The following is a 22163-nucleotide window of genomic DNA, read 5'->3' as shown; positions in this document are numbered from 1 at the left end:
CGCGAAAGTGAGGAGTTCGACCATGACGACTGCCATCAATACTGCTGTGGAAAAGGGCGACGCCGCCATCGGTGCGCAACTGGTACGCGACGTCAGCCTGCCGGCGCTGGTGCTGCACCGCGAAGCGCTGGAGCACAACATCCGCTGGATGCAGAAGTTTGTCAGCGACAGCGGCGCGCAGCTTGCGCCTCACGGCAAAACCAGCATGACCCCGGCACTGTTCAAGCGTCAGCTCGACGCCGGTGCCTGGGGCATCACCCTCGCCAGCGCGACCCAGACTCGCGCCGCTTACGCCCATGGTGTGCGCCGGGTGCTGATGGCTAACCAACTGGTTGGCACGCCGAACATGGCGCTGATTGCCGATCTGCTGGCGGATCCGTCGTTCGATTTTTACTGCATGGTCGATCACCCGGACAACGTCGCGGATCTCGGCGCCTACTTCGCCACGCGCGGGGTGAAGCTGAACGTGATGATCGAATACGGCGTAGTCGGCGGGCGTTGCGGTTGCCGCAGCGAACAGGAAGTCATCGAACTGGCCAAGGCGATCACCGCGCAACCGGCGCTGGCCCTGACCGGTATTGAAGGTTACGAAGGGGTGATTCACGGTGATCACGCGGTCAGTGGCATTCGTGAATTTGCCGCGTCACTGGTGCGCCTGGCGGTGCAATTGCAAGACAGCGGCGCGTTCGCCATCGGTAAGCCGATCATCACTGCCTCGGGTTCGGCGTGGTACGACCTGATTGCCGAATCGTTCGAGGCACAAAACGCATCCGGACGTTTCCTCAGTGTGTTGCGTCCCGGCAGTTACGTGGCCCATGACCATGGCATTTACAAGGAAGCGCAGTGCTGCGTGCTTGATCGTCGCAGTGATCTGCACGAGGGCTTGCGCCCGGCGCTGGAAGTCTGGGCGCACGTGCAGTCGCTGCCCGAGCCGGGCTTCGCGGTGATCGCACTGGGCAAGCGTGATGTTGCGTTCGATGCGGGTTTGCCGGTGCCGTTGTTGCGTTACAAGGCGGGTGTGGTGCCGGCAGTGGGCGAGGATGTCGGTGCGTGCAAAGTCACGGCGGTGATGGATCAGCACGCGTTCATGACGGTGGCGCCGGGCGTTGAATTGCGTGTGGGTGACATCATTTCCTTTGGTACGTCGCACCCGTGCCTGACGTTCGACAAGTGGCGTGTGGGGTTGCTGGTGGATGAGCAGTTGTCAGTGATTGAGAGCATGGAGACCTGTTTCTAAAGCTTGAGACCGAGTCGCGGCCATTCGCGAGCAGGCTCGCTTCCACAGGGGAATGCATTCCAAATTGTGGGAGCGAGCCTGCTCGCGAAAGCGCCCGTCCAGACACCAGCGATCAACCAGAGACACCACAACATGACCACCCTAAGCCCCTTGGGCCCGAACACCCCGCGCATTGCCCTGATCGGCGAGTGCATGATCGAACTGCAGCAGCGTGCCGACGGCAGCCTGCAGCAAAGTTTCGGCGGCGACACCCTGAACACGGCGGTGTATCTGTCCCGCGCCATGGGCGACAAGGCCCAGGTCGACTACGTCACCGCGCTGGGAGATGACAGCTTCAGCGACGCCATGTGCCAGATCTGGAGCAGCGAAGGTATCGGCCTCGGTCTGGTGCAGCGTCTGCCGGGTCGCTTGCCGGGCCTGTATTGCATTCAGACTGACGCCAACGGCGAACGGCGCTTTCTCTACTGGCGCAACGAGGCCGCCGTGCGCGACTGTTTCACCACGCCAGCCGCCGCGCCGATTCTTGCGGCGTTGCCGGATTACGATGTGCTGTATTTCAGCGGCATCACCCTGGCCGTGCTCGGTGCGCTCGGCCGGGAAAAACTGATCCAGACCTTGATCGAAGCACGGCAGCGTGATGCGCGCATCGTCTTCGATAACAACTACCGGCCACGGTTGTGGGCTTCTGTAGAAGACGCGCGGACGGCGTATCGCAGCGTGTTGCCTTACGTTGATCTGGCGTTGCTGACCGTGGATGACGAACAGGCGCTGTTCGGTTTCGCCGATGGCGACGCGGTGTTTGCCGCTTACACGCAGTTCGGCACGCCGGAAGTGGTGCTCAAGCGCGGCGCCGAGGCGTGTCTGATTCGCTGTGATGGTGAGGCATTTGAAGTGCCGGCGCAGAAGGTCGGGAAAGTGGTGGACACTACGGCGGCGGGGGATTCGTTCAGTGCGGCGTATCTGGCCAGGCGACTGCTGGGGGGGAGTCCGGCGGAGGCTGCCGAGGCCGGGCATCTGCTGGCAAGTCGGGTGATCCAGATGCCAGGAGCACTGATCCCCAGAACCTGAAATGCAATCCCTGTAGGAGCTGGCGAAGGCTCGGGCCGCGATCGGACGATCTTTTGATCTTGTTTTTCAAGATCAAAAGATCGCAGCCTCGTTTCACTCGACAGCTCCTACACAGCTCCTGTGAGGAAAGTATTAATCCCGGTAAAACACCTGCACCAGGTGATAGCCGAACTTGCTCTTGATCGGCCCATGCACAGTGCGCAGCGGTTTCTTGAAAATCACCGCATCAATCGCCCCGACCATCTGCCCCGGCCGCACTTCACCCAGATCGCCGCCGCGCTTGCCGGACGGGCAGGTCGAAAATTTCTTCGCCAGCACATCAAACGCTTCACCCTTGGCGATGCGTTGTTTGAGCTGTTCGGCCTCTTCGGCGGTTTTCACCAGAATGTGGCGGGCTTGGGCTTTCATCGTGCGGTACCTGATAACGGGGTGACGGCGGGGCGCGGATTATGCCTCAAGTCACGGGGTTTGGCTGATCATCGTGCGGATCTTGCTGGCCAGCAGCTCAATGGCAAACGGTTTGGCGACCATGTCCATGCCGTCCTCGAGAAACCCCTGCCGCTCGGCGGCTTTCTGTGCGTAGCCGGTCATGAACAGCACCTTGAGGCCCGGCCGATGCTGACGGGCAATCTCCGCCAACTGTCGGCCGTTCATGCCTGGCAGGCCGACGTCGGTGACCAGCAGGTCCACGCGCAGATCGGATTCGAGCAGGGGCAGGGCGGTCTTGGCGTCTTCGGCTTCGTGGGCCTGATAACCCAGCTCCCGGAGCAGATCGAGCACCAGCATGCGCACCGCCGGGTCATCTTCGACGACCACTACGGTTTCACCGGTCGCCGTCGTCGGCGCTTGTTTTACTGGCACGATAGCCGGCTGTTCCGGTTCGATGCCGTACAACCGCGGCAAGTACAAGCGCACACACGTGCCCTGGCCTGGCAGGCTGTCGAGGCTGACATGCCCACCTGATTGCTGGGCAAAACCATAAATCATCGACAGGCCCAGCCCGGTGCCTTGCCCAATAGGCTTGGTGGTGAAAAACGGATCGAAGGCCTTGGAACGTACGGACGGCGTCATGCCGGTGCCGTTGTCGCTGACCGCCAGCATCAGGTAATCGCCAGCCTTGACCGGTTCGAGCGTGGTGATATCGCTGCCGTCGAGATAGACGTTGGCCGTCTCAATCAACAACTCGCCGCCATCGGGCATGGCATCGCGGGCATTGATGACCAGGTTGAGCAGGGCGTTTTCCAATTGGCTGACGTCGGTGCTGACCGGCCACACGTTCTCGGCCAGACGCAGGGTGAGTTCGATCGGGTCGCCCTTGGTCCGACGGATCAGGTCTTCCAGCGAATGCACCAGTTCATTGACGTTCAGGGTTTTGCGATCCAGCGACTGGCGCCGCGAAAATGCCAACAGGCGATGGGTCAATGCTGCCGCACGGTTGGCCGATGACACCGCCGCTTCGGTAAAACGACCAATCTCGTCTGCCCGGCCGTTGGCGATGTAGCGCTGCATCAAATCGAGGCTGCCGATAATGCCGGTGAGCATGTTATTGAAGTCGTGGGCGATACCGCCGGTGAGCTGACCGACCGCCTCCATCTTCTGCGCATGACGCAAGGCATCTTCGGCGCGCTCGCGTTCGAACATCTCGTTCTGCAAACGCTGGTTGGCCTGGGCCAATTGTTCGGTACGGGCGCTGACCCGTTCTTCCAGGGTTTCGTTGAGATTGCGCAAGGCTTCTTCGGTTTTCTTGCGCTCGGTCTCATCGATCACAAAGATATAGAAACCACTGATCGCGCCGTCGGCGGCGTAACGCGGCAGGTAATTCATCAGCGCGTGGCGATTACTGCCATCACGGTGCGGGGTGTACAGGCTGAACGAACACGGTCTGCCAGCCAGCGCTTCGGCAATGTAGGGCAGGCGCAGGAAATAGGCTTCTTCACCGATGACTTCGCGAATGGTGCGGCCGTAGAGTTCCTGTGGCGTGAGGCCGTACCAGTCCAGATAGGCCGCGTTGTTCAGGCGAAAGCGCTCTTCACAGTCGACATAACTGATCAGGATCGGCATGGCGTTGATGATCAACTGCAGTTCGGTCTGGCTCTGGCGCAGCGCCTGTTCGGTGTGTTTGCGCTCGGTCAGGTCCAGCGCCGCACCGAGGAAGCGCATGGGCCTGCCGTGGTGATCCTTGTAGCAACGCCCGCGGGCGAACACCCAGCGCACCTCGCCATCGCCTTGCTGCAAGCGATATTCCTCAGCATATTCGGTGCCGTGGGTGATGCAGTGTTTGATGCTGCGCGCAATCATGGCGCGGTCTTCAGGGTGCACGCCTTGCAAGTAATCGCTGATCGGCAACTGTCCGGCGAGGCTGGGATCGACGCCATGCAATTGGGCGAAATGCGCGTCGGCGATAAAGCGGTCTTCACCGATGTCCCAATCCCAGGTGCCAACGGCATCAGTTGCGGCCAACGCCAGTTGCAGGCGCTCTTCGGTTTCCCGTTGAGCCTTGAGGCTTTCCTCGGAGCGTCGCTGCAGTTCCAGAGCGATGCGTCGGCGTTCGTTGGTTTCGATGGCGGTGACCAGAATCCCGGCGACTTGCGCGGTTTCATCGCGGATCGGACTGTAGGTCAAATCCAGCCAGAAGTCGGACTCTTGGCCTTCGCGCTGCAGGGTGAAGCGTCTTTCACTGTAGGTGCGAACCTGGCCTTGTAGGACGGCGCTGTAAATCGGGTCGGTAAAGTCGCGAAGTTCTGGCCAGATCTGGTGTGCAGGCTGTCCGAAAGCGTGCGGATGCTTGTGACCGGCGAGCAGGGCGAAACCATTGTTGTAGATCTGCGTGAGTTGCGGGCCCCACAACAACAGCATCGGCATCGGCGAGTGAACCACGATGTCCACCGCGGTGCGCAGGCTCTGCGGCCAGTTGCCGGCAGCGCCCAAAGGGCTGCGGCTCCAGTCGGTGCGGGCGATCAGTGCCTGGGCGTCGTCGTTGTTCGGTACAGCATTCATTACATCAGTCCTGAGCGTGGTTCGGTGAGGCGACGTCTATCATTGTTGCAGTTGATCTGCGCCAGGCGTAGTTCATTGTCTGTTCATTGAATGCTTCGCGGGTGTTTTTTGCCATGGAAATCGATGCACTGTTGTCAGTTTTGTCCAATAAAAACGGTTCGGATCTGTTCCTGTCAACGGGAGCACCGCCCAGTGCGCGCGTCGACGGCGTGCTCACGGCGTTGAGCGAACGACCTTTCAAAAACGGTGAAACGGCCGCCATCGCTGCCTCCCTGATGGACGCCGAGCAACGACGGGAGTTCGACCGGGATCTGGAAATGAACCTGGCGATTTCGCGAACGGGCATTGGCCGCTTTCGCGTCAATATCTTCAAACAGCGCAACGATGTATCGATCGTCATTCGCAACGTCAAACTCGACATTCCGCGTTTCGCTGATCTGAAACTGCCAGCGGTACTGCTCGAAACCGTCATGCTCAAGCAGGGGCTGATTCTGTTTGTCGGTGCCACCGATTCCGGCAAATCGACGTCGCTGGCTGCGCTGATCGACCACCGCAATCGCCACAGCAGCGGGCACATCATCACCATCGAGGATCCGATCGAGTACATCCATCGCCACCAGCGTTCGATCATCAATCAACGGGAAGTCGGGGTCGATACGCGCAGTTTCCACGCCGCCCTGAAAAACACCCTGCGTCAGGCACCGGATGTGGTGCTGATCGGTGAAATCCGTGATCGGGAAACCATGGAACATGCCTTGGCATTTGCCGATACCGGGCATCTGGTGTTGTCGACGTTGCACGCCATCAATGCCAATCAGGCACTGGACCGGATCATCAATATGTTTGCGCAAGACCGGCGGCCGCAGTTATTGCACACGCTGGGCAATAACTTGAAAGCATTTATCTCACAGCGGTTGGTTCGCACTGTCGATGGGCAACGAAGGGCTGCTGTCGAGGTGTTGCTGGGCACGCCGACAGTGGCAGATCTGGTTCGAAGAAATGAGTTGGGAGAACTCAAAAATGCCATGGAGAAGTCAGATGATACGGGTATGCAAACATTTGACTCTGCGCTTTATAAGTTGGTTGAGGAGGGCGTTGTCAGTGTGGGTGAGGCCTTGAAGTATGCGGATTCTGTGAATAATTTAAGGCTGCGGATAAAACTGGATTCAGGCGATAAGATTAAAGGTATATCTTCGGATGACTGGGGGCTGATTGAGTGAGTGTGTTTTGCTGGTGGAATGGTTGTTCTGCAGAAAGTTCGGTTTTGAAATTTAAGTTAATAACTAACTAGTTGATTGATTGTTTCATCTGTTTAAATTTGGCGGCGCCGATTGCGGTGTGAATCAATTTAAATAAGGATGAGGCATGAAGGTCAGGAATGGTTTTGTTGGTACTGCAGTTATGGCTGCGCAAGAGAATCAACTATGCATTAAAGGTGATGAGGTAGAACGCAAAAAAATAACCTCAGTGCTTTATGCATTGTATAAGGTGCGAAAAAGTACAGTGTTGATCGATATGGAATCAATCACTCTGACACTGCAGGAAGATTCGTCTTTTCATTATGTGCACAAGACTTTCAGCGAGATGCTGGCGGATCTGATCAAGTCGTACCATCGTGGTGCGAATGCAATTGTCACCAGCGCTGGACTTGATATATGGATCGATAACGGAAGTGGTGCTGAAAGCATACGGCAGAGAATACAGTCTGATCCGAATGCACAAGCGGTGTTGAAAATAATAATGGAAGGCGCCGAGCAAACGGGTGGGGCTGTCCGCTCGGTAACGGATGACGCCAGTTATGCTCAATGGTTACGTTTTCATGGGCTGCTCGTCCCGACTGATGTTGAGCAACTGGAACGTTTATTGACCTTTCTGCAATGGGAGATTCCAAGCGCCGATCGTATCGCCAATTACTGGGAGCAAATAAACGGCCACGATGGTGGCTCCGCCGCATTGACCGAGGTTCAATGTCGAGAGATTCGTACCTTGACCGGAAAGCTCGTTCCTGCCGGAAAGAGTTTGCTGGGGATGTTGTATGACAACGTCAAACCGGTGCTACACGATGGTATTGATTGGGAAACTGCCGACGAGGTCCTACAGGAACTTGTGCATCATGACTTCTCTTATGATCTGGCGAAAAAATATATTGACGCACTGGGTTGGTGGGGTGCTGGCGCTGGCGAGGCGTGTGACGCTAATGACTATGCGCAAATTCTCTACACCGCCATTCTTCTTCAATTTGATCCACGAATGGGTGACGAAAAACAACGCAACGTCATCGCTGGTTATGATCTTTATCATCCAAGTGTTGCCGCTGATAAGACCTTGGCCAGTATTCGTCATGGCTTTGAACAACATCTCGTCAGCCAGAAAATTGTGCCTCGGGCATTGGCACCTTTGGCTTCGCATATGCTGCTGTCATCCGTAGCCCCGGCGCTGCTGATCAACAATGTGCCGACATGGCTTACCGCCGGATCCATCGGGTGGGTAACCTTTTCTCAAGCGGTGGGCATGATCGAACTCAGCATCAGAGGCGCTTCACGCTGCGTGGATTACGAGGACGTCATGCTGTTTGCCGACATGGGTTCGATCAGCAACGCATTGGGCCAACTACAGGGCTTGACCGCAGTTGATGTCATCATCGATTGGGCGTTAATAAACGAGGTGATTGTTCAGAATGATCTGAGCGCATCCGCCGCCAGCGCCGCTCATGTGGCTCTGGGTGCTTATCAAATACATGTAGAAACGATGGTCAACGGCGTAAAGGCGTTTTCCACGCCTGTACCCAATCGGAAGAAACTAGCGTTGACAGCGTTGCAACAATCCATACCAGAATGTGACTTCCTGGAAGATCCGCTACTTCGGCCAGAGACTTTTTCCAATGCAAGAGTATCCATGCTGGATTTGCACATTGAGGGTGAGCTGACTTCCGGTGCGTGGGACTGGAATAAAACACCACACATTCTTAGCCAATACCCGCAGTTGATGGGGCTGGCGATTAATCAACGTGTTTTTGAGGATGAGGTTCGAAAGTACCACCAGCAGATTCATAAGGCGATAGCTTCTAATGTAAAGCTGGCCTTGTCTGGTATGCCCCCTCTGGATCGCGATATTTTTGCTAAAAGCAAAATCACGTTTTTTACCGTACGAGCGCCAGTCACTGAGCTTGTTTACCCAAGAAGTAATTACAACTTGATTGGTGTAGGTAACAAGGGGCCTCAGAGTGTCGAAGTACAAGCGAAGAAAGATCAGGCAAGAGGCCGCTTCGCGGTGATCATGATCGCCTCGCACGGTGACAACAAATTTCTGTGCTATGAGTTATTCAGCCTTTTGGGTGAGTGTCGAAGAAATGACGCCTTGGGTGACCTGGTTCTGCAAACTCAAAAGATGAATATGCCGGCCAGGCTGGACTTTAAAGGTAGTAGCACCGATGCCTTTTTCCCTCTTCCTGAAACCCATCATGTTCCGACTGATTTCCAAAGCTATACGCAGGGTACACGTCCCCGTCCTAATGCCTCCGATATCATGGTCATCGAAAAGCTGGGTACGCTTGCGGCCCCGAAAACTGCGCCAGAGAGCAAGCACAGTCTTTATCAGTTTTTTATCAACGAACATATAGAAAATATCGCGCAGTTCGTGATTACCCATCGCCCTATTGGAAGCATTGATGAACTCGTATTGGCGTTTACCGACCTCACGGAGAGAGAAACGCTTACCAAGAAGACAGACGAATGGGTGACATATGTAATTGATCTGGTCGTGCCTTTTAAGCGATGCATTGAAGACCTCGCTTCGGGGGAGCGCAACAAAGTCGTTGATGGCATTTATGCCTGCACGATGGATGCTATCGGTATTTTCTTTACGGTATTAGGCGCGCCGGCAAAAATTCTGACGATTGCAGCCAGAACAGTTTCGCTGACTGCGAAACTCGCCAGCGTCGTGAAATACTCCCTGAAGTTGACGGTGTCGACACTGAACCCTATCGATGGTTTGCCGACGGCTGGGTACCTGGCGACCAAGTCACTGTTGAAAAACGGACTTGAGTTGAGCAGGCAGGGTGTCAAGCTGCTTGATACAGCTACATCTCAATTGCATAGATTGACTGGCAGGCGCCAATCTGTGGATTTTCTTCAGCTAGTGAACTTGCCCCAAGCAGGCCAAGGCAAATGGAGACCTCGCTCCAGTACGGCGGATGTAGTCAACGTATGCGCGCTGAACAGAAACAATCAGTGGTATGCGATCAGCGGCCGTGGAACCCCTTGGGGAAAAAAACTGGCGGACTTTCAGTTCCAGCACGCATTTACTGTGCCTAGCGTCCGTCCTGAGAGCTATACACGGCATATCGTTCAAAACAGTCTGCCGATTGTGCGGGAAAAGGTTGACGCTGCTGTCAAAGTGCTCAACTTGCCAAAGCTTAATACGAAAACCGATCTTGCCATTGGGTTGTTTTTAGGCAGTACCCCAGGCGGGCGTGATGAGCTTGCAAATCTGTTAAAGGCTGTCCGATTAAACATTTACAACACGTCCGTCAGCAATTTCGTGCTGGACAGTGCAAAAGTTGATGATCAAACCATTCAAGTCAGCCAGACGCAATACAGCGAATGGAAAAAAGCCGGCTTGCATGAGAAGGAAAATATCCAGTACCTGAGCGTCAATAACCAGAATCTCAATCGCCGTTTCAATGCAGCGGGTTTTAATTATGGCGAGATTGCTGACGACTTGCTTCATGAGATGTTCCGCGCAGGGGCAGGCAAGACCGACTTGATTGCCGCCACGGCGAGTATGCAGAACAGAAATGCCGTATTGAATGTGGCACCCTTGTTGAATCTTGCGGCGGGGCGCCTGCCGAAGTCGGGAGGAGGCTTTCACAGTGCGACTGAAGCTCGGCTGAATGCAGACTCTTATGCGCTATTAACTGCTTTGCTGAGTCAGGTGGAAACAGATGCTGCTGCGTACTTCAAGAATATGGAAATTCTGAAGGCAGCAGTCGCTGGCAGCGCGGGTCGCACGATAGACAGTGAGGTTCTTATTGAATTGAACAGCGATTGAATTTTACCGATGCCCCGCACTGGCGCGGGGCTGTGTTGCTTCTTGGAGCTCAATCGCCCAGCTCCCGCCGCTCCCGAAACTGCTCCAGCGCTTCGGGATTGGCCAGCGCATCGGTGTTTTTCACCGGTCGCCCATGCACCACCTCGCGCACGGCGAGCTCCACAACCTTGCCGCTGATGGTGCGTGGAATGTCCGTCACCGCAACGATCTTTGCTGGTACATGCCTTGGGGTGGTATTGGCGCGGATCACCTGCCGGATTCGTTGTTCCAGCGCCTCGTCCAGTGTCAGCCCTTCACGCAACCGGACAAACAGCACAACCCGCACATCGTCCTGCCACTGCTGACCGATAGCGACGCTGTCCAGCACTTCAGCGACTTTCTCGACCTGACGATAAATCTCCGCCGTGCCGATGCGCACGCCGCCGGGATTGAGCACGGCGTCCGAGCGCCCATGAATCAGCATCCCGCCATGCGGCCGTTGTTCGGCGTAATCGCCCTGTGCCCAGACCCCGGGAAACAGGCTGAAATACGATTGGCGCAGTTTTGCTCCGTCCGGGTCATTCCACAGACCGATCGGCATGGCCGGGAAGTGCCGGGTGCAGACCAGTTCGCCTTTTCCGCCAATCACCGGTTGGCCGGCGTCATTCCAGACTTCCACCGCCATGCCCAGGCTCTTGCCCATGATCTCGCCGCGCCGCACCGAAGACAGTGGATTGGCGTTGACGAAGCACGAAACGATATCGGTGCCGCCTGACATCGACGCCAGGCACACATCCGGCTTGAAGTCGCGATAGACGAAATCGTAGCTTTGCGGCGATAACGCCGATCCGGTGCACAGCAGCGTCTTCAGGCTACCGAGGTCATGACTTTCACGGGGTTTCGCACCGCTGCTTTCCAGGGTGGCGAGGAACTTGGGGCTGGTGCCGAACACGCTGATGCGTTCGTCGTCGATCAAATCGAGCAAACGCTGGTTGTCCGGGTGAAACGGCGAGCCGTCGTAGAGCACCACGGCGCTGCCGACCGCGAGCGCCGAAACCAGCCAGTTCCACATCATCCAGCCGCAGGTGGTGTAGTAGAAAAGTCGATCGCCCGGGCCGAGATCGCAATGCAGGCCGTGTTCCTTGACGTGTTGCAGCAGTACGCCGCCGGTGCTGTGGACGATGCATTTCGGCACGCCAGTGGTGCCGCTGGAATACAACACGTACAGCGGATGACTGAACGGCACCGGGACAAAATCCGCTTCGCCGCCGGCTTGATAGAAGTCATCCCACAAGGTCACTTCGGCGTGAGTCCGGTAAGTCTCGACGTGGGCGTGCGGCTGGGCATAAGGCACGATGATCAACTGCCTTAACGTTGGCAGTTGCTCGAGTATTCCGTTGATCTTGTCAGTCTGGTCGATGGTTTTGCCGGCATAGCGATAACCGGCGCAGGTGAGCAGCACCTTGGGTTCGATCTGGCCGAAACGATCAATCACGCCGTGGGTGCCGAAATCCGGCGAGGAGCACGACCAGATCGCGCCGAGGCTGGTGGTGGCCAGCATCGCCACTAGCGTCTGCCAGGTATTCGGCATGCACGCGGCGACACGATCACCGATACCGACGCCGGCGGCCTGCAAACTGGCTTGAAATCCGGCGACATGCTCGGCGAGTTCGGCCCAGGTCAATTGCTCGCGCTGACCGTTCTCCGCCACGCTGATCACCGCCACTGCATCGTCACGCCGGCGCAGCAGGTGTTCGGCGAAGTTCAGCGTGGCGCCGGGAAACCACTCGGCGTCGGGCATGTTTGGGCCTTCGCGCAGCACCGCATCGGGCTGAGTGTGGAAGCGGATATCGAAGAAATCGACAATCGCCTGCCAGAACTCCGGGCGCTGCTCGACGCTCCATTGGTGCAGGGCAGGGTAGTCGTCGAGTTTCAGCGAGTGCCGTTGGTTCACGGCACGACGGAAGGTGTCCATGCGCGATTGGGCGATACGGTTGGCATTGGGTTGCCAGAGGATGTCGGACATTGTTTGCCTCTTGTTATCGGATTACAAAAATTCCCCTGTAGGAGTGAGTCTGCTCGCGATGGCGGTTTGTCAGTTAACTGTTACGGGGCTGACACACCGCTATCGCGAGCAGGCTCACTCCTACAGGAACGCAGCATTACTGCGCCAACCACCCACCATCAATATTCCACGCCGCCCCACGCACCTGACTGCCAGCTTCGCTGCACAAAAACAACACCAGTTCGCCCAGATGCTGCGGTGTCACGAACTCCAGCGACGGCTGTTTCTCTGCCAGCAAATCATGCTGCGCCTGCTGCGGATCGACACCCTTGGCTGCGCGGTCATCGATCTGTTTCTGCACCAGCGGCGTCAGCACCCAGCCCGGACAGATCGCGTTGCAGGTGACGTTACTGGTCGCGGTTTCCAGGCCGACCACTTTGGTCAAACCGATCACGCCGTGTTTGGCGGCCACATAAGCCGCTTTGCCGGTGGAGCCGACTTGGCCATGTACCGAGGCGATATTGATGATCCGCCCCCAGCCTTTGGCGCGCATTCCCGGCAGGCTCAAGCGCGTGCTGTGAAACACCGAAGACAGGTTGATGGCAATGATCGAGTCCCAGCGCTCGACGGGGAAATCCTCCACGGCGGCGACATGCTGGATGCCGGCGTTGTTGACCAGAATGTCGACGCCGCCGAACTCGCGCTCGGCGTAATTGATCATGTCGGCAATTTGCGCCGGATCACTGACATCGGCCGGATGATGGCCGACCTTGCCGCCGAACCGGGCGACTTCGGCGATGACTTTCGATGCATCGCCAAAACCGTTGAGAATCAGATTGGCGCCAGCCTTGGCCAGGCTCAGTGCGATGCCCAGACCGATGCCGCTGGTGGAACCGGTCACTAGGGCGGTCTTGCCGGAAAGAGTCGTCATGAATACCTCACACAATGCCAGTGGCGTAGAAAGTGCCGATCACTACGAAAACCGCCAGGGTCTTGATCAGCGTAATACAGAAAATGTCTTTATAGGCTTCGCGGTGGGTCAGGCCCGTCACCGCAAGCAAGGTGATGACCGCGCCGTTGTGCGGCAGGGTGTCCATGCCGCCACTGGCCATCGCGGCGACGCGGTGCAGCACTTCCAGCGGAATATTCGCGGCGTGGGCCGCACTGATGAACTGCTCGGACATCGCCGCCAGCGCAATGCTCATACCGCCGGAGGCGGAGCCGGTGATACCGGCCAAAAGGGTCACGGTGATGGCTTCGTTGACCAGCGGATTGGGGATTTGCTTGAGCCAGTCCGCCAGCACCAGAAAGCCCGGCAGCGACGCGATCACCGCGCCGAAGCCGTATTCCGACGCGGTGTTCATCGCCGCCAGCAATGCACCGCTGACCGCACTTTTGCTACCTTCGGCGAGTTTGCTGCGAATCGCCTGAAAGCCGAATGCCAGCACCATCAGAATGCCGACCAGCAAAGCCGCCTGCACGGCCCAGATCGCCGTCAGTTTGGCGATCTCGGTGGTGACCGGAGCCGCCATGCCCGGCAGCGCGAGGCTGTGGGTCTTGCCGTACCACTGCGGAATCCACTGGGTGAAGAGCAGGTTCATGATGCCCACCGCCAACAACGGCGACAGCGCAAGCCATGGGTTTGGCAGTTTCAGGTCTTCAGCGGTTTCCGGCTCATTGCGCAATTCAGTGCCGTAGCCTTCGCCAGCGCGTTGGGCCTTGTTGCGTTGACGTTGCAGAAACAGCATGCCGGCGCAGAACACGAAAATTGTACCGATCACGCCCAGCCACGGCGCCGCCCACGCGGTGGTATTGAAGAACGTGCTGGGGATGATGTTCTGGATCTGCGGGGTGCCGGGCAGGGCGTCCATGGTGAACGAGAACGCGCCGAGGGCGATCGTTGCCGGGATCAGCCGCTTGGGAATATTGCTCTGGCGGAACATCTCGGCAGCAAACGGGTAAACCGCGAAGACCACCACGAACAGCGACACGCCGCCGTAAGTGAGCAAGGCGCAGACCAGCACGATCACCAGCATCGCCTGTTTGGTGCCCAGCAAGCGAATGGCCGCAGCGACAATCGAGCGGGAGAACCCCGACAGTTCGATCAACTTGCCGAACACGGCGCCGAGCAGGAACACAGGGAAATACAGCTTGATGAACCCGACCATTTTTTCCATGAACACCCCGGTGAACGCGGGAGCGACGGCGGAGGGGTCGGTGAGCAGCACGGCGCCGAGGGCAGCAATCGGGGCGAAGAGGATAACGCTATAGCCACGGTAGGCAGCCAGCATCAGCAGCGCCAGGGCTGCCAAGGCAATGATCACACTCATGGTGTGTCTCTCCAGAATTGTTATTTTTGTGGGTGGAACGGGTGTGGGAGAGGTATTAGCGAGATCTGTGCCAGATATTTAAGTTATTGAAATATATGGATTTTATTGGTTGTAACTAAAGGTTTTCAACGGTTTCGTCTCCTTTTAGAGACTGAGTTAAACCGAAAAGATCGCAGCCTTCGGCAGCTCCTACAGTGCGAACGCGAATTTCCCCTGTAGGAGCTGCCGAAGGCTGCGATCTTTTGCTCTTCAAATAACTGATCTAGAAAAAGAGATTGATGTCTCTTTATAGAGACTCAAGCAATCCCCAGCGCCACCATTTTCTTGTACAACGTCGACCGCCCGAGTCCCAGTCGAGCCGCTGCCTCGGGCACGTTCCCCGCACATTGCGCAAGAGCTGCCTGGATCAGTTGTCGATCAAAACGCTCCCGCGCCTGAGCGAATGTCTCTTCAGCCAGCGCCTCTATCGTCGGCACGGTCGCACGTTCAACCGGCGTCAACGTGCCAATCGCCGCGCGAATATCCTGCTCGGTCAGCATCAAGTCATCACTGAGCAACGCCGCCCGCTCCAGCACATTGCGCAGCTCGCGAATGTTCCCCGGCCAGGCGTGTTGCCCGAGCAGTTCGAGAGCATCACGGTGCAGCTCATGCTGACTGCGCAGCTCTTCAAGGATCGCTTCGCTGAGCGCCGGCAGATCATCGAGACGCTCACGCAATGGCGGCACCTGAATCGGCAACACATTGAGGCGATAGTACAAATCGGCGCGGAACTCACCGCGTTTGATCGCCGCTTGCAGATCGGTCGAGGTGGCGGCAATCACACGCACATCGCTCTGAATCACCTCGTTGGAGCCGACCGGTTCGAACTCCTTTTCCTGCAACACGCGCAGCAGCTTGCTCTGCAAGGGCAGCGGCATGTCGCCAATTTCGTCGAGAAACAACGTGCCGCCCTGGGCGATCTGCAGCTTGCCGGTGCGGCCCTTGCGGTCGGCGCCGGTAAACGCACCGGGTGCCGTGCCGAAAAATTCTGCCTCCAGCAGTGCCTCGGGAATCGCCGCGCTGTTGATGCTGACAAAGGCTTTGTGTGCCCGTGGCGAGGCACTGTGAATCGCCTGGGCCAGCAACTCTTTGCCAGTGCCGGTCTCGCCGAGCAGCAACACCGGCGACTCGGCGCTGGCACTGCGTCGGGCACGGCGTTTGACTTCGAGGCTGGCGGCGCTGGTGCCGATGAAATGGGCGAAATTGTACTTGGTCTGTCGGGCGCGCAGCAGAGAACGGGTCGAGGCCAGTTCTTCCTGCATGCTCAAGTAGCGTTTGAGCATCGGCGACAGCGTGCGCAACTCGTCGAACAGGGCAAATCCGATCGCGCCGATCACCGTGCCGGCGTCGTCATGGATCGGCAGGCGCATCACCACCAAAGGCTCTTTTGGCGTGTCTTGCATGTCCAGAAGAATAGGGCGGCCGGTGCGCACCACTTCCCGCAACAAGCTGCCGGGAATCACGCTTTCACAGGGTTTGCCGATCGCGCCTGCTGCCGATTCAAGACCGAAACGCCGGGCGTAACGCTCGTTCATCCAGACGATGTTGGCATCGCGGTCGACAATCACCGTGCCTTCGCTGGACTGCTCGATGATCTCGAACAGCGAACGGATCGCCAGGGTGCGAACCCGTTGGTAGTCCTTGAGGCTTTCGGTGGTGTTCATCTGGCGGCTGGTCCGGAATTTGAGTTGTTGATGCGGGCCTCTTCGCTGGCAAGCCAGCTCCCACAGGGTTCTCGGTCGTTCACACCTGTTGTGTACACCGCAGCCCCTTGTGGGAGCTGGCTTGCCAGCGATGGCCGCGACTCGGTTTCACGTCGATCCCCGATTATGCCTACCCCGGATGCGCCGCCGCCAAGAGCTCTTTGGTGTACGGATGCTGCGGCGCATCAAACACATCATGACTGGCACCACGCTCGACCACTTTGCCATCCTTGATCACGATCATGTCGTGGGCCAGGGCGCGCACCACCGCCAGGTCATGGCTGATGAACAGATAGGTCAGACCGTGTTTTTCCTGAAGCTGGCGGAGCAGGGCGACCACTTGTTTCTGCACCGTGCGATCCAGCGCCGACGTTGGTTCGTCGAGCAGGATCAGTGCCGGTTTCAGCACCAGCGCCCGAGCGATGGCAATGCGTTGGCGCTGGCCACCGGAGAACTCGTGTGGGTAGCGATGGCGACTCTCGGGGTCGAGGCCGACTTCTTTAAGCACGCGGATCACTTGTTCGTCGCATTCATCAGCGCTCGACTCGCAGTGCACTTCCAGGCCTTCGCTGATGATCTGCGCCACTGACATGCGCGGGCTGAGACTGCCGAACGGATCCTGGAACACCACCTGCATTTGCCGGCGCCACGGCCGCATCTGCTTCTGATTGAGGCCGTCGAGCGCCTGGCCCTGAAAGCGGATACCGCCCACGGAGTCGAGCAAACGCAGGATCGCCTGACCCAGCGTCGACTTGCCTGAGCCGGACTCGCCGACGATGCCGAGGGTCTTGCCACGCTGGATACTCAGGCTGATGCCATCCACCGCCCGCAGGTATCGCTTGCGCTGAAACAGACCGCCACCGACGACAAACTCAACCTTCAGGTCATCGACCTCCAGCACGTTTTCGCGCTCATCCCGGGGCAGGGCTTCGCCTTCGGGTTCGGCGTTGAGCAGCACGCAGCTGTATGGATGTTTCGGCTCGGTAAACAAGGTTTCGCAGGGCGCCTGTTCGACGATTTCCCCGGCCTTCATCACGCACACGCGCTGGGCAATACTGCGCACCAGATTGAGATCATGGCTGATCAGCAGCAGCGACATGCCCAGGCGTTGCTGCAGGGATTTGAGCAGCAGCAGGATCTTGCGCTGCACCGTCACGTCGAGCGCCGTAGTTGGTTCGTCGGCGATCAATAGCTCCGGTTCGCAGGCCAGCGCCATGGCGATCATCACCCGTTGCCGTTGGCCGCCGGAGAGTTGATGCGGGTAAGCCTTGAGGCGTTCCTTGGGTTTCTGGATGCCCACCAGTCCCAGCAGTTCGAGGATCCGCGCCTGCGCCGCTTTGCCGCCGAGGCCACGGTGCAGCAGTAAGGTTTCGCCGATCTGCTTTTCAATGGTGTGCAGCGGATTGAGCGAGGTCATCGGCTCCTGAAAGATCATCGCGATGCGGTTGCCGCGCAACTCGCGCAAGACCTTGGGATCGGCGCCGATCAGTTGCTGTCCGCGATAGCGAATGCTGCCAGTGGTTTGCGCTTCGCTTTCGGGCAGCAATTGCAGAATCGAATGGGCGGTCACCGATTTGCCCGAGCCCGATTCGCCCACCAGCGCCAGACATTCGCCGGGGCGGATGTCCAGACACAGGTCGCGCACCACGTTCTGGCCATGGAAGGCGACGTTGAGGTTACGGATTTCAATCAGGTTGTCAGTCATGGCCACGCTTCATGATCGAGGGTCGAACGCGTCGCGTAACGCTTCGCCGATGAACACCAATAAAGAAAGGATCAGCGCCAAGGTGAAAAACGCTGTCAACCCAAGCCACGGTGCTTGCAGGTTCTGTTTGCCCTGACCGATCAACTCACCCAGCGAGGCGCTGCCGGCAGGCATGCCGAAACCGAGAAAATCCAGCGCAGTAAGGGTGGAAATCGCCCCGGTCAGAATGAACGGCAGGTAGCTCAGTGTCGCATTCATGGCGTTGGGCAGAATGTGCCGGAAGATCACCTTGCGGTCGCTCAGGCCCAGCGCGCGGGCGGCTTTGACGTATTCCAGGTTGCGTCCGCGCAGGAACTCGGCGCGCACCACATCCACCAGTGCCAGCCACGAAAACAGCGCCATGATCCCCAGCAACCACCAGAAATTCGGTTCGACGAAACCGGAGAGGATGATCAACAGATACAACACCGGCAACCCCGACCAGACTTCCAGCACGCGTTGCCCGAGCAGATCGACCCAGCCGCCGTAGTAGCCCTGCAAAGCCCCGGCGGCGATGCCTATGAGGGCGCTGACAAACGTCAGCATCAAGGCAAACAGAATCGACACCCGTGCGCCGAAAATCACTCGCGCCAGTACATCTCGCGATTGATCGTCGGTGCCCAGCCAGTTGACCGACGTCGGCGGGCTCGGCGCCGGTTTGTTGAGATCGTAGTTTGGTGTGTCGTCACTGAATGGAATCGGTGGGAACAGCAACCAGCCACCGTCCTTGCGAATCAGCTTCTGCACATAGTCGCTGCGGTAATCGGCCTGGAACGGCAGTTGCCCGCCGAATTCCTGCTCGGTATGCCGCTTGAACACCGGGAAGTACCATTGGCCCTGATAGCTGACGACCAAAGGCTTGTCATTGGCGATCAACTCACCGCCCAGTGTCAGGACAAACAGGCCGATAAACAGCCACAGCGACCACCAGCCACGGCGGTTTTTCTTGAAGCGTTCGAAGCGCCGACGGCCCAGCGGCGAAAGCTTGAACATCAGGCGTTCCTCGCGGCGAAATCGATACGCGGATCAACCATCGTGTAACACAAGTCACCGACGAGTTTTATCAGCAGGCCGAAAAGGGTGAAGATGAACAGCGAACCGAACACCACCGGGTAATCCCGCGAAACCGCGGCTTCGTAGCTCATGCGCCCGAGACCGTCGAGGGAGAAGATCACTTCGATCAGCAAGGAACCGGCGAAGAACACGCTGATGAACGCCTGCGGGATGCCTGACACCACCAGCAGCATCGCGTTGCGGAACACATGTCCGTAGAGCACGCGACGTTCGCTCAGACCTTTGGCGCGCGCGGTGACCACGTACTGGCGAGTGATCTCATTGAGAAACGAGTTTTTCGTCAGGATGGTCAGTGTGGCGAAACCACCAATCACCAGCGCCGTGACCGGCAGCACCAGGTGCCAGAAGTAGTCGGCAATCTTGCCGAGAGTCGACAGCGATTCGAAGTTGTCCGAGACCAGGCCACGCACCGGAAACCAGTTCAATGACGTCCCGCCGGCGAACACCACGATCAGGAACATCGCAAACAGAAACGCTGGCATCGCGTAACCGATGATGATCGCCGTGCTGCTCCAGATATCGAAATGACTGCCATGGTGCACAGCCTTGCGGATCCCCAACGGGATCGACACCAGATAGGTGATCAGCGTCGCCCACAGCCCGAGGGAAATGGTCACCGGCATTTTTTCCAGGATCAGGTCGGTGACCGTCGCGCCACGAAAGAAGCTCTTGCCGAAATCCAGTTGCGCGTAGTTCTTCAACATCAGCCACAAGCGTTCGTGAGCCGGTTTGTCGAAGCCGTACTGTTTTTCGATGTCCTTGATCAGTTGCGGATCGAGACCGCGACTGGCGCGGGAAGTACCGCTCATGGTTTCGCTGGCACCACCGCCGACACTGGCGCCGCCGATCCCTTGCAGGTGGGCGATGGCCTGTTCCACCGGACCGCCGGGCGCGGCCTGGATGATCACGAAATTGACCAGCAGGATGATCACCAGCGTCGGGATGATCAGCAGCAGGCGCCGCAGTATGTAACCCCACATCAGTGCGGTCCTCCGGGTCTGCCACGGGCGATCTTCTCGGCCGTCATCTGTTGATTGGTCAGCGGCGTGCTGCTGATTTCCCACCAGCTCTCGATGGCTTCGTCATTGCTGGCTTGCACCGACGGTATGCCGAAGCGGTTCCACCACACGGTCGAGGTGCCCGGTGGATAGTAGTTGGGAATCCAGTAGTAATTCCATTGCAGAACACGGTCCAGAGCATGGGCGTAGCGCAGCATGTCGGACTGCGTGGAGGCGCGGATCAGACCGTTGATGAGCGTATCCACGGCAGGGTTTTTCAACACCATGTAGTTGTTCGCGCCCGGGTCGTTGGCCGATGCGGAACCGAAGTAATTGAGCAACTCGCCTCCCGGCGAAGTGCTGACCGGATAGCCGGTGACGATCATGTCGTAGTCACGACTCATCAGGCGATTGACGTATTGCGAAGAGTCGATGCGGCGAATATTCAGGTCGATGCCGATCTGTTTCAGCGTGCGCTTGTACGGCAGCAGCAAGCGGTCCATGCCGTTCTGGCTGACCAGGAAGGTGAAGGTCAGCGGCTCGCCCTGGGCATTCACCAGTTGATCGCCATCCGGTTTCCAGCCAGCCTGTTCGAGCAATTCGAGGGCCTGTAATTGTTTGTCGCGGATCAGGCCGCTGCCGTCGGTTTTCGGTGCTTCAAAGACTTTGCTGAAGACTTCATCGGGAACCTGACCGCGCAGCGGTTCGAGAATTTTCAGTTCCTGCGCATCGGGCAATTCGCTTGCGGCCAATTGCGTGTTGGAAAAGTAGCTCTGCTGACGGATATACATGCCGCGCATCATCTGCCGGTTGCTCCATTCGAAGTCCCAGAGCATGGCCAGGGCCTGGCGCACGCGGCGATCGGCGAATACAGGTTTTTGCAGATTGAACACAAACCCCTGGGCCGACTGGGGCGCCTCGGTGGCCAGATGCGCTTTTTGCAGGCGTCCGTCGCTCAGTGCGGGGCTGTCGTAGCCGATCGAGTAGCCGGTGGCCGAGAACTCGCGGTTGTAGTCATAAGCACCACCGCGCAGCACTTGCCGGGCGACGTCGGTATCACCGAAGTACTCGATGCTGAAATGATCGAAATTGTAGAGGCCGCGACTGACCGGCAAATCCTTGCCCCACCAGTCGGCGTTGCGCTCAAAGGTGATGCTGCGCCCTGAATCGACTTTGCCGACTCGATAAGGGCCGCTGCCCAGGGGTGGTTCATACCCGCCACCCCCGGCGAAATCGCGGCTCTTCCACCAGTGCTCGGGAAATACCGGCAGGGTCGCGACGTCCAGTGGCAGGGTGCGGTTTTCATTGCTCTTGAAGTCGAAACGCACGGTCAACGGGCCTTCCACTTCGACGCCTTTGACGTCAGCAAACTGGGTGCGATAACGCAGGCTGCCCTGGGTCATCAATAAATCGTAGGTGTAGCGTACGTCTTCGGCGGTAATCGGCTTGCCATCAGCAAAACGTGCCTTGGGATTGATGAAAAATCGCAGCGACAGACCGTCATCCGAGCGCTCCATCTTTTGCGCGACCAGTCCGTAAACCGTGTAAGGCTCATCCAGCGAACGCTGGGCCAGCGGCGAATAGAGCAAACCATCGATCTGGGTGACGCCGATGCCTTTGTCTATATAAGGAAGAACATGATCGAAGTGGCCGATTTCGATGGCCGAGCGGCGCATCGTCCCGCCCTTGGGCGCTTGCAGGTTGGTGTAGTCGAAGTGACTGAAGCCGGCAGGGTACTTGGCGGGTTCGCCATAAACAGTCAGCGCGTGTTGCGGTGCAGCGTTCGCGCCGGTGGCGCCCGTCAGCAGGGCGAGGGCGGTGAGCATCAATGTGGGGAAAACCAGTCGCATTGTCAGCCTTGGAACCGGGAAATCGATAAGCGCAAGTTGTACGCGAGAGGCGCGCCAGTCGCCAGCCGTATGTGTAACTGAAACACAACG

The 22163-nt window shown here is 58.0% G+C and carries 14 protein-coding genes; 4 read left to right on the top strand and 10 right to left on the bottom strand.

Going from position 1 to position 22163, the window contains the following annotated elements; translation table 11 throughout:
* Positions 1-22 precede the first annotated feature (22 nt).
* A complete protein-coding gene (locus ACM6IN_RS00875) occupies positions 23-1237 on the top strand; it encodes an amino acid deaminase (protein ID WP_123375091.1) in 1215 nt (404 codons plus the stop codon).
* Positions 1238-1369: 132 nt separating this feature from the next.
* Positions 1370-2305, top strand: a complete 936-nt coding sequence (locus tag ACM6IN_RS00870) for a sugar kinase (protein WP_414894912.1) — start codon at positions 1370-1372, stop codon at positions 2303-2305.
* Positions 2306-2437: 132 nt separating this feature from the next.
* Here ACM6IN_RS00870 and ACM6IN_RS00865 read toward each other — a convergent pair whose 3' ends face one another.
* Positions 2438-2713, bottom strand: a complete 276-nt coding sequence (locus tag ACM6IN_RS00865) for a peptidylprolyl isomerase (protein WP_007912322.1) — start codon at positions 2711-2713, stop codon at positions 2438-2440.
* A 51-nt stretch (positions 2714-2764) separates the two neighbouring features.
* Positions 2765-5302 carry a PAS domain S-box protein gene (locus ACM6IN_RS00860; protein WP_414915199.1) on the bottom strand — a complete coding sequence of 846 codons (2538 nt, stop codon included), beginning with the start codon at positions 5300-5302 and terminating at the stop codon, positions 2765-2767.
* Between the two features lie 113 nt (positions 5303-5415).
* On the opposite strand from ACM6IN_RS00860, the gene ACM6IN_RS00855 reads away from it, so the two are divergent.
* Positions 5416-6522 (top strand): PilT/PilU family type 4a pilus ATPase, encoded by a 1107-nt coding sequence (locus ACM6IN_RS00855; RefSeq protein WP_414915198.1) that lies wholly within the window; start codon positions 5416-5418, stop codon positions 6520-6522.
* Between the two features lie 145 nt (positions 6523-6667).
* Positions 6668-10351, top strand: coding sequence for a hypothetical protein (locus ACM6IN_RS00850; protein WP_414915197.1), 3684 nt, complete (start codon positions 6668-6670; stop codon positions 10349-10351).
* 49 nt (positions 10352-10400) lie between these two features.
* On the opposite strand, the gene ACM6IN_RS00845 is transcribed toward ACM6IN_RS00850, so the two are convergent.
* The 8 genes from ACM6IN_RS00845 to ACM6IN_RS00810 all read right to left on the bottom strand — a co-directional run bounded on the left by ACM6IN_RS00845 (position 10401) and on the right by ACM6IN_RS00810 (position 22073).
* Positions 10401-12356: an acetoacetate--CoA ligase gene (locus ACM6IN_RS00845; protein WP_414915196.1), complete on the bottom strand. Its 1956-nt coding sequence runs from the start codon at positions 12354-12356 to the stop codon at positions 10401-10403.
* 136 nt (positions 12357-12492) lie between these two features.
* On the bottom strand, positions 12493-13266 hold the full coding sequence (gene hbdH / locus ACM6IN_RS00840; RefSeq protein WP_007912316.1) for a 3-hydroxybutyrate dehydrogenase: 774 nt from the start codon (positions 13264-13266) through the stop codon (positions 12493-12495).
* A gap of 7 nt (positions 13267-13273) precedes the next feature.
* Positions 13274-14665 carry a GntP family permease gene (locus ACM6IN_RS00835; protein ID WP_007912313.1) on the bottom strand — a complete coding sequence of 464 codons (1392 nt, stop codon included), beginning with the start codon at positions 14663-14665 and terminating at the stop codon, positions 13274-13276.
* A gap of 296 nt (positions 14666-14961) precedes the next feature.
* Positions 14962-16368 (bottom strand): sigma-54 interaction domain-containing protein, encoded by a 1407-nt coding sequence (locus ACM6IN_RS00830; RefSeq protein WP_007912311.1) that lies wholly within the window; start codon positions 16366-16368, stop codon positions 14962-14964.
* A 169-nt stretch (positions 16369-16537) separates the two neighbouring features.
* Complete coding sequence (locus ACM6IN_RS00825) at positions 16538-18112, bottom strand: ABC transporter ATP-binding protein (RefSeq protein ID WP_007912309.1); 1575 nt, start codon at positions 18110-18112, stop codon at positions 16538-16540.
* A gap of 9 nt (positions 18113-18121) precedes the next feature.
* Entirely contained in the window at positions 18122-19144 is a 1023-nt protein-coding gene (locus ACM6IN_RS00820) for an ABC transporter permease (protein ID WP_007912307.1), read from the bottom strand.
* Positions 19144-20205: a microcin C ABC transporter permease YejB gene (locus tag ACM6IN_RS00815; protein WP_007912305.1), complete on the bottom strand. Its 1062-nt coding sequence runs from the start codon at positions 20203-20205 to the stop codon at positions 19144-19146. The genes ACM6IN_RS00820 and ACM6IN_RS00815 overlap by 1 nt, the downstream gene beginning before the upstream one ends.
* Positions 20205-22073 (bottom strand): extracellular solute-binding protein, encoded by a 1869-nt coding sequence (locus ACM6IN_RS00810; protein ID WP_007912304.1) that lies wholly within the window; start codon positions 22071-22073, stop codon positions 20205-20207. The genes ACM6IN_RS00815 and ACM6IN_RS00810 overlap by 1 nt, the downstream gene beginning before the upstream one ends.
* Between the last annotated feature and the right edge of the window lie 90 nt (positions 22074-22163).

Source organism: Pseudomonas sp. IT-P395, from assembly GCF_949767675.1.
Taxonomy (GTDB): Bacteria; Pseudomonadota; Gammaproteobacteria; order Pseudomonadales; family Pseudomonadaceae; genus Aquipseudomonas.
This window is presented reverse-complemented; position numbering and strand designations above follow the sequence as displayed.

Bases quoted from the DNA above. Each gene is read 5' to 3' on its own strand.
- ACM6IN_RS00860 (WP_414915199.1), bottom strand. From the start codon at position 5,302: ATGAATGCTGTACCGAACAACGACGACGCCCAGGCACTGATCGCCCGC.
- hbdH (WP_007912316.1), bottom strand. From the start codon at position 13,266: ATGACGACTCTTTCCGGCAAGACCGCCCTAGTGACCGGTTCCACCAGC.
- ACM6IN_RS00830 (WP_007912311.1), bottom strand. From the start codon at position 16,368: ATGAACACCACCGAAAGCCTCAAGGACTACCAACGGGTTCGCACCCTG.
- ACM6IN_RS00845 (WP_414915196.1), bottom strand. From the start codon at position 12,356: ATGTCCGACATCCTCTGGCAACCCAATGCCAACCGTATCGCCCAATCG.
- ACM6IN_RS00810 (WP_007912304.1), bottom strand. From the start codon at position 22,073: ATGCGACTGGTTTTCCCCACATTGATGCTCACCGCCCTCGCCCTGCTG.
- ACM6IN_RS00865 (WP_007912322.1), bottom strand. From the start codon at position 2,713: ATGAAAGCCCAAGCCCGCCACATTCTGGTGAAAACCGCCGAAGAGGCC.
- ACM6IN_RS00815 (WP_007912305.1), bottom strand. From the start codon at position 20,205: ATGTGGGGTTACATACTGCGGCGCCTGCTGCTGATCATCCCGACGCTG.
- ACM6IN_RS00820 (WP_007912307.1), bottom strand. From the start codon at position 19,144: ATGTTCAAGCTTTCGCCGCTGGGCCGTCGGCGCTTCGAACGCTTCAAG.
- ACM6IN_RS00875 (WP_123375091.1), top strand. From the start codon at position 23: ATGACGACTGCCATCAATACTGCTGTGGAAAAGGGCGACGCCGCCATC.
- ACM6IN_RS00835 (WP_007912313.1), bottom strand. From the start codon at position 14,665: ATGAGTGTGATCATTGCCTTGGCAGCCCTGGCGCTGCTGATGCTGGCT.
- ACM6IN_RS00850 (WP_414915197.1), top strand. From the start codon at position 6,668: ATGAAGGTCAGGAATGGTTTTGTTGGTACTGCAGTTATGGCTGCGCAA.
- ACM6IN_RS00855 (WP_414915198.1), top strand. From the start codon at position 5,416: ATGGAAATCGATGCACTGTTGTCAGTTTTGTCCAATAAAAACGGTTCG.
- ACM6IN_RS00825 (WP_007912309.1), bottom strand. From the start codon at position 18,112: ATGACTGACAACCTGATTGAAATCCGTAACCTCAACGTCGCCTTCCAT.
- ACM6IN_RS00870 (WP_414894912.1), top strand. From the start codon at position 1,370: ATGACCACCCTAAGCCCCTTGGGCCCGAACACCCCGCGCATTGCCCTG.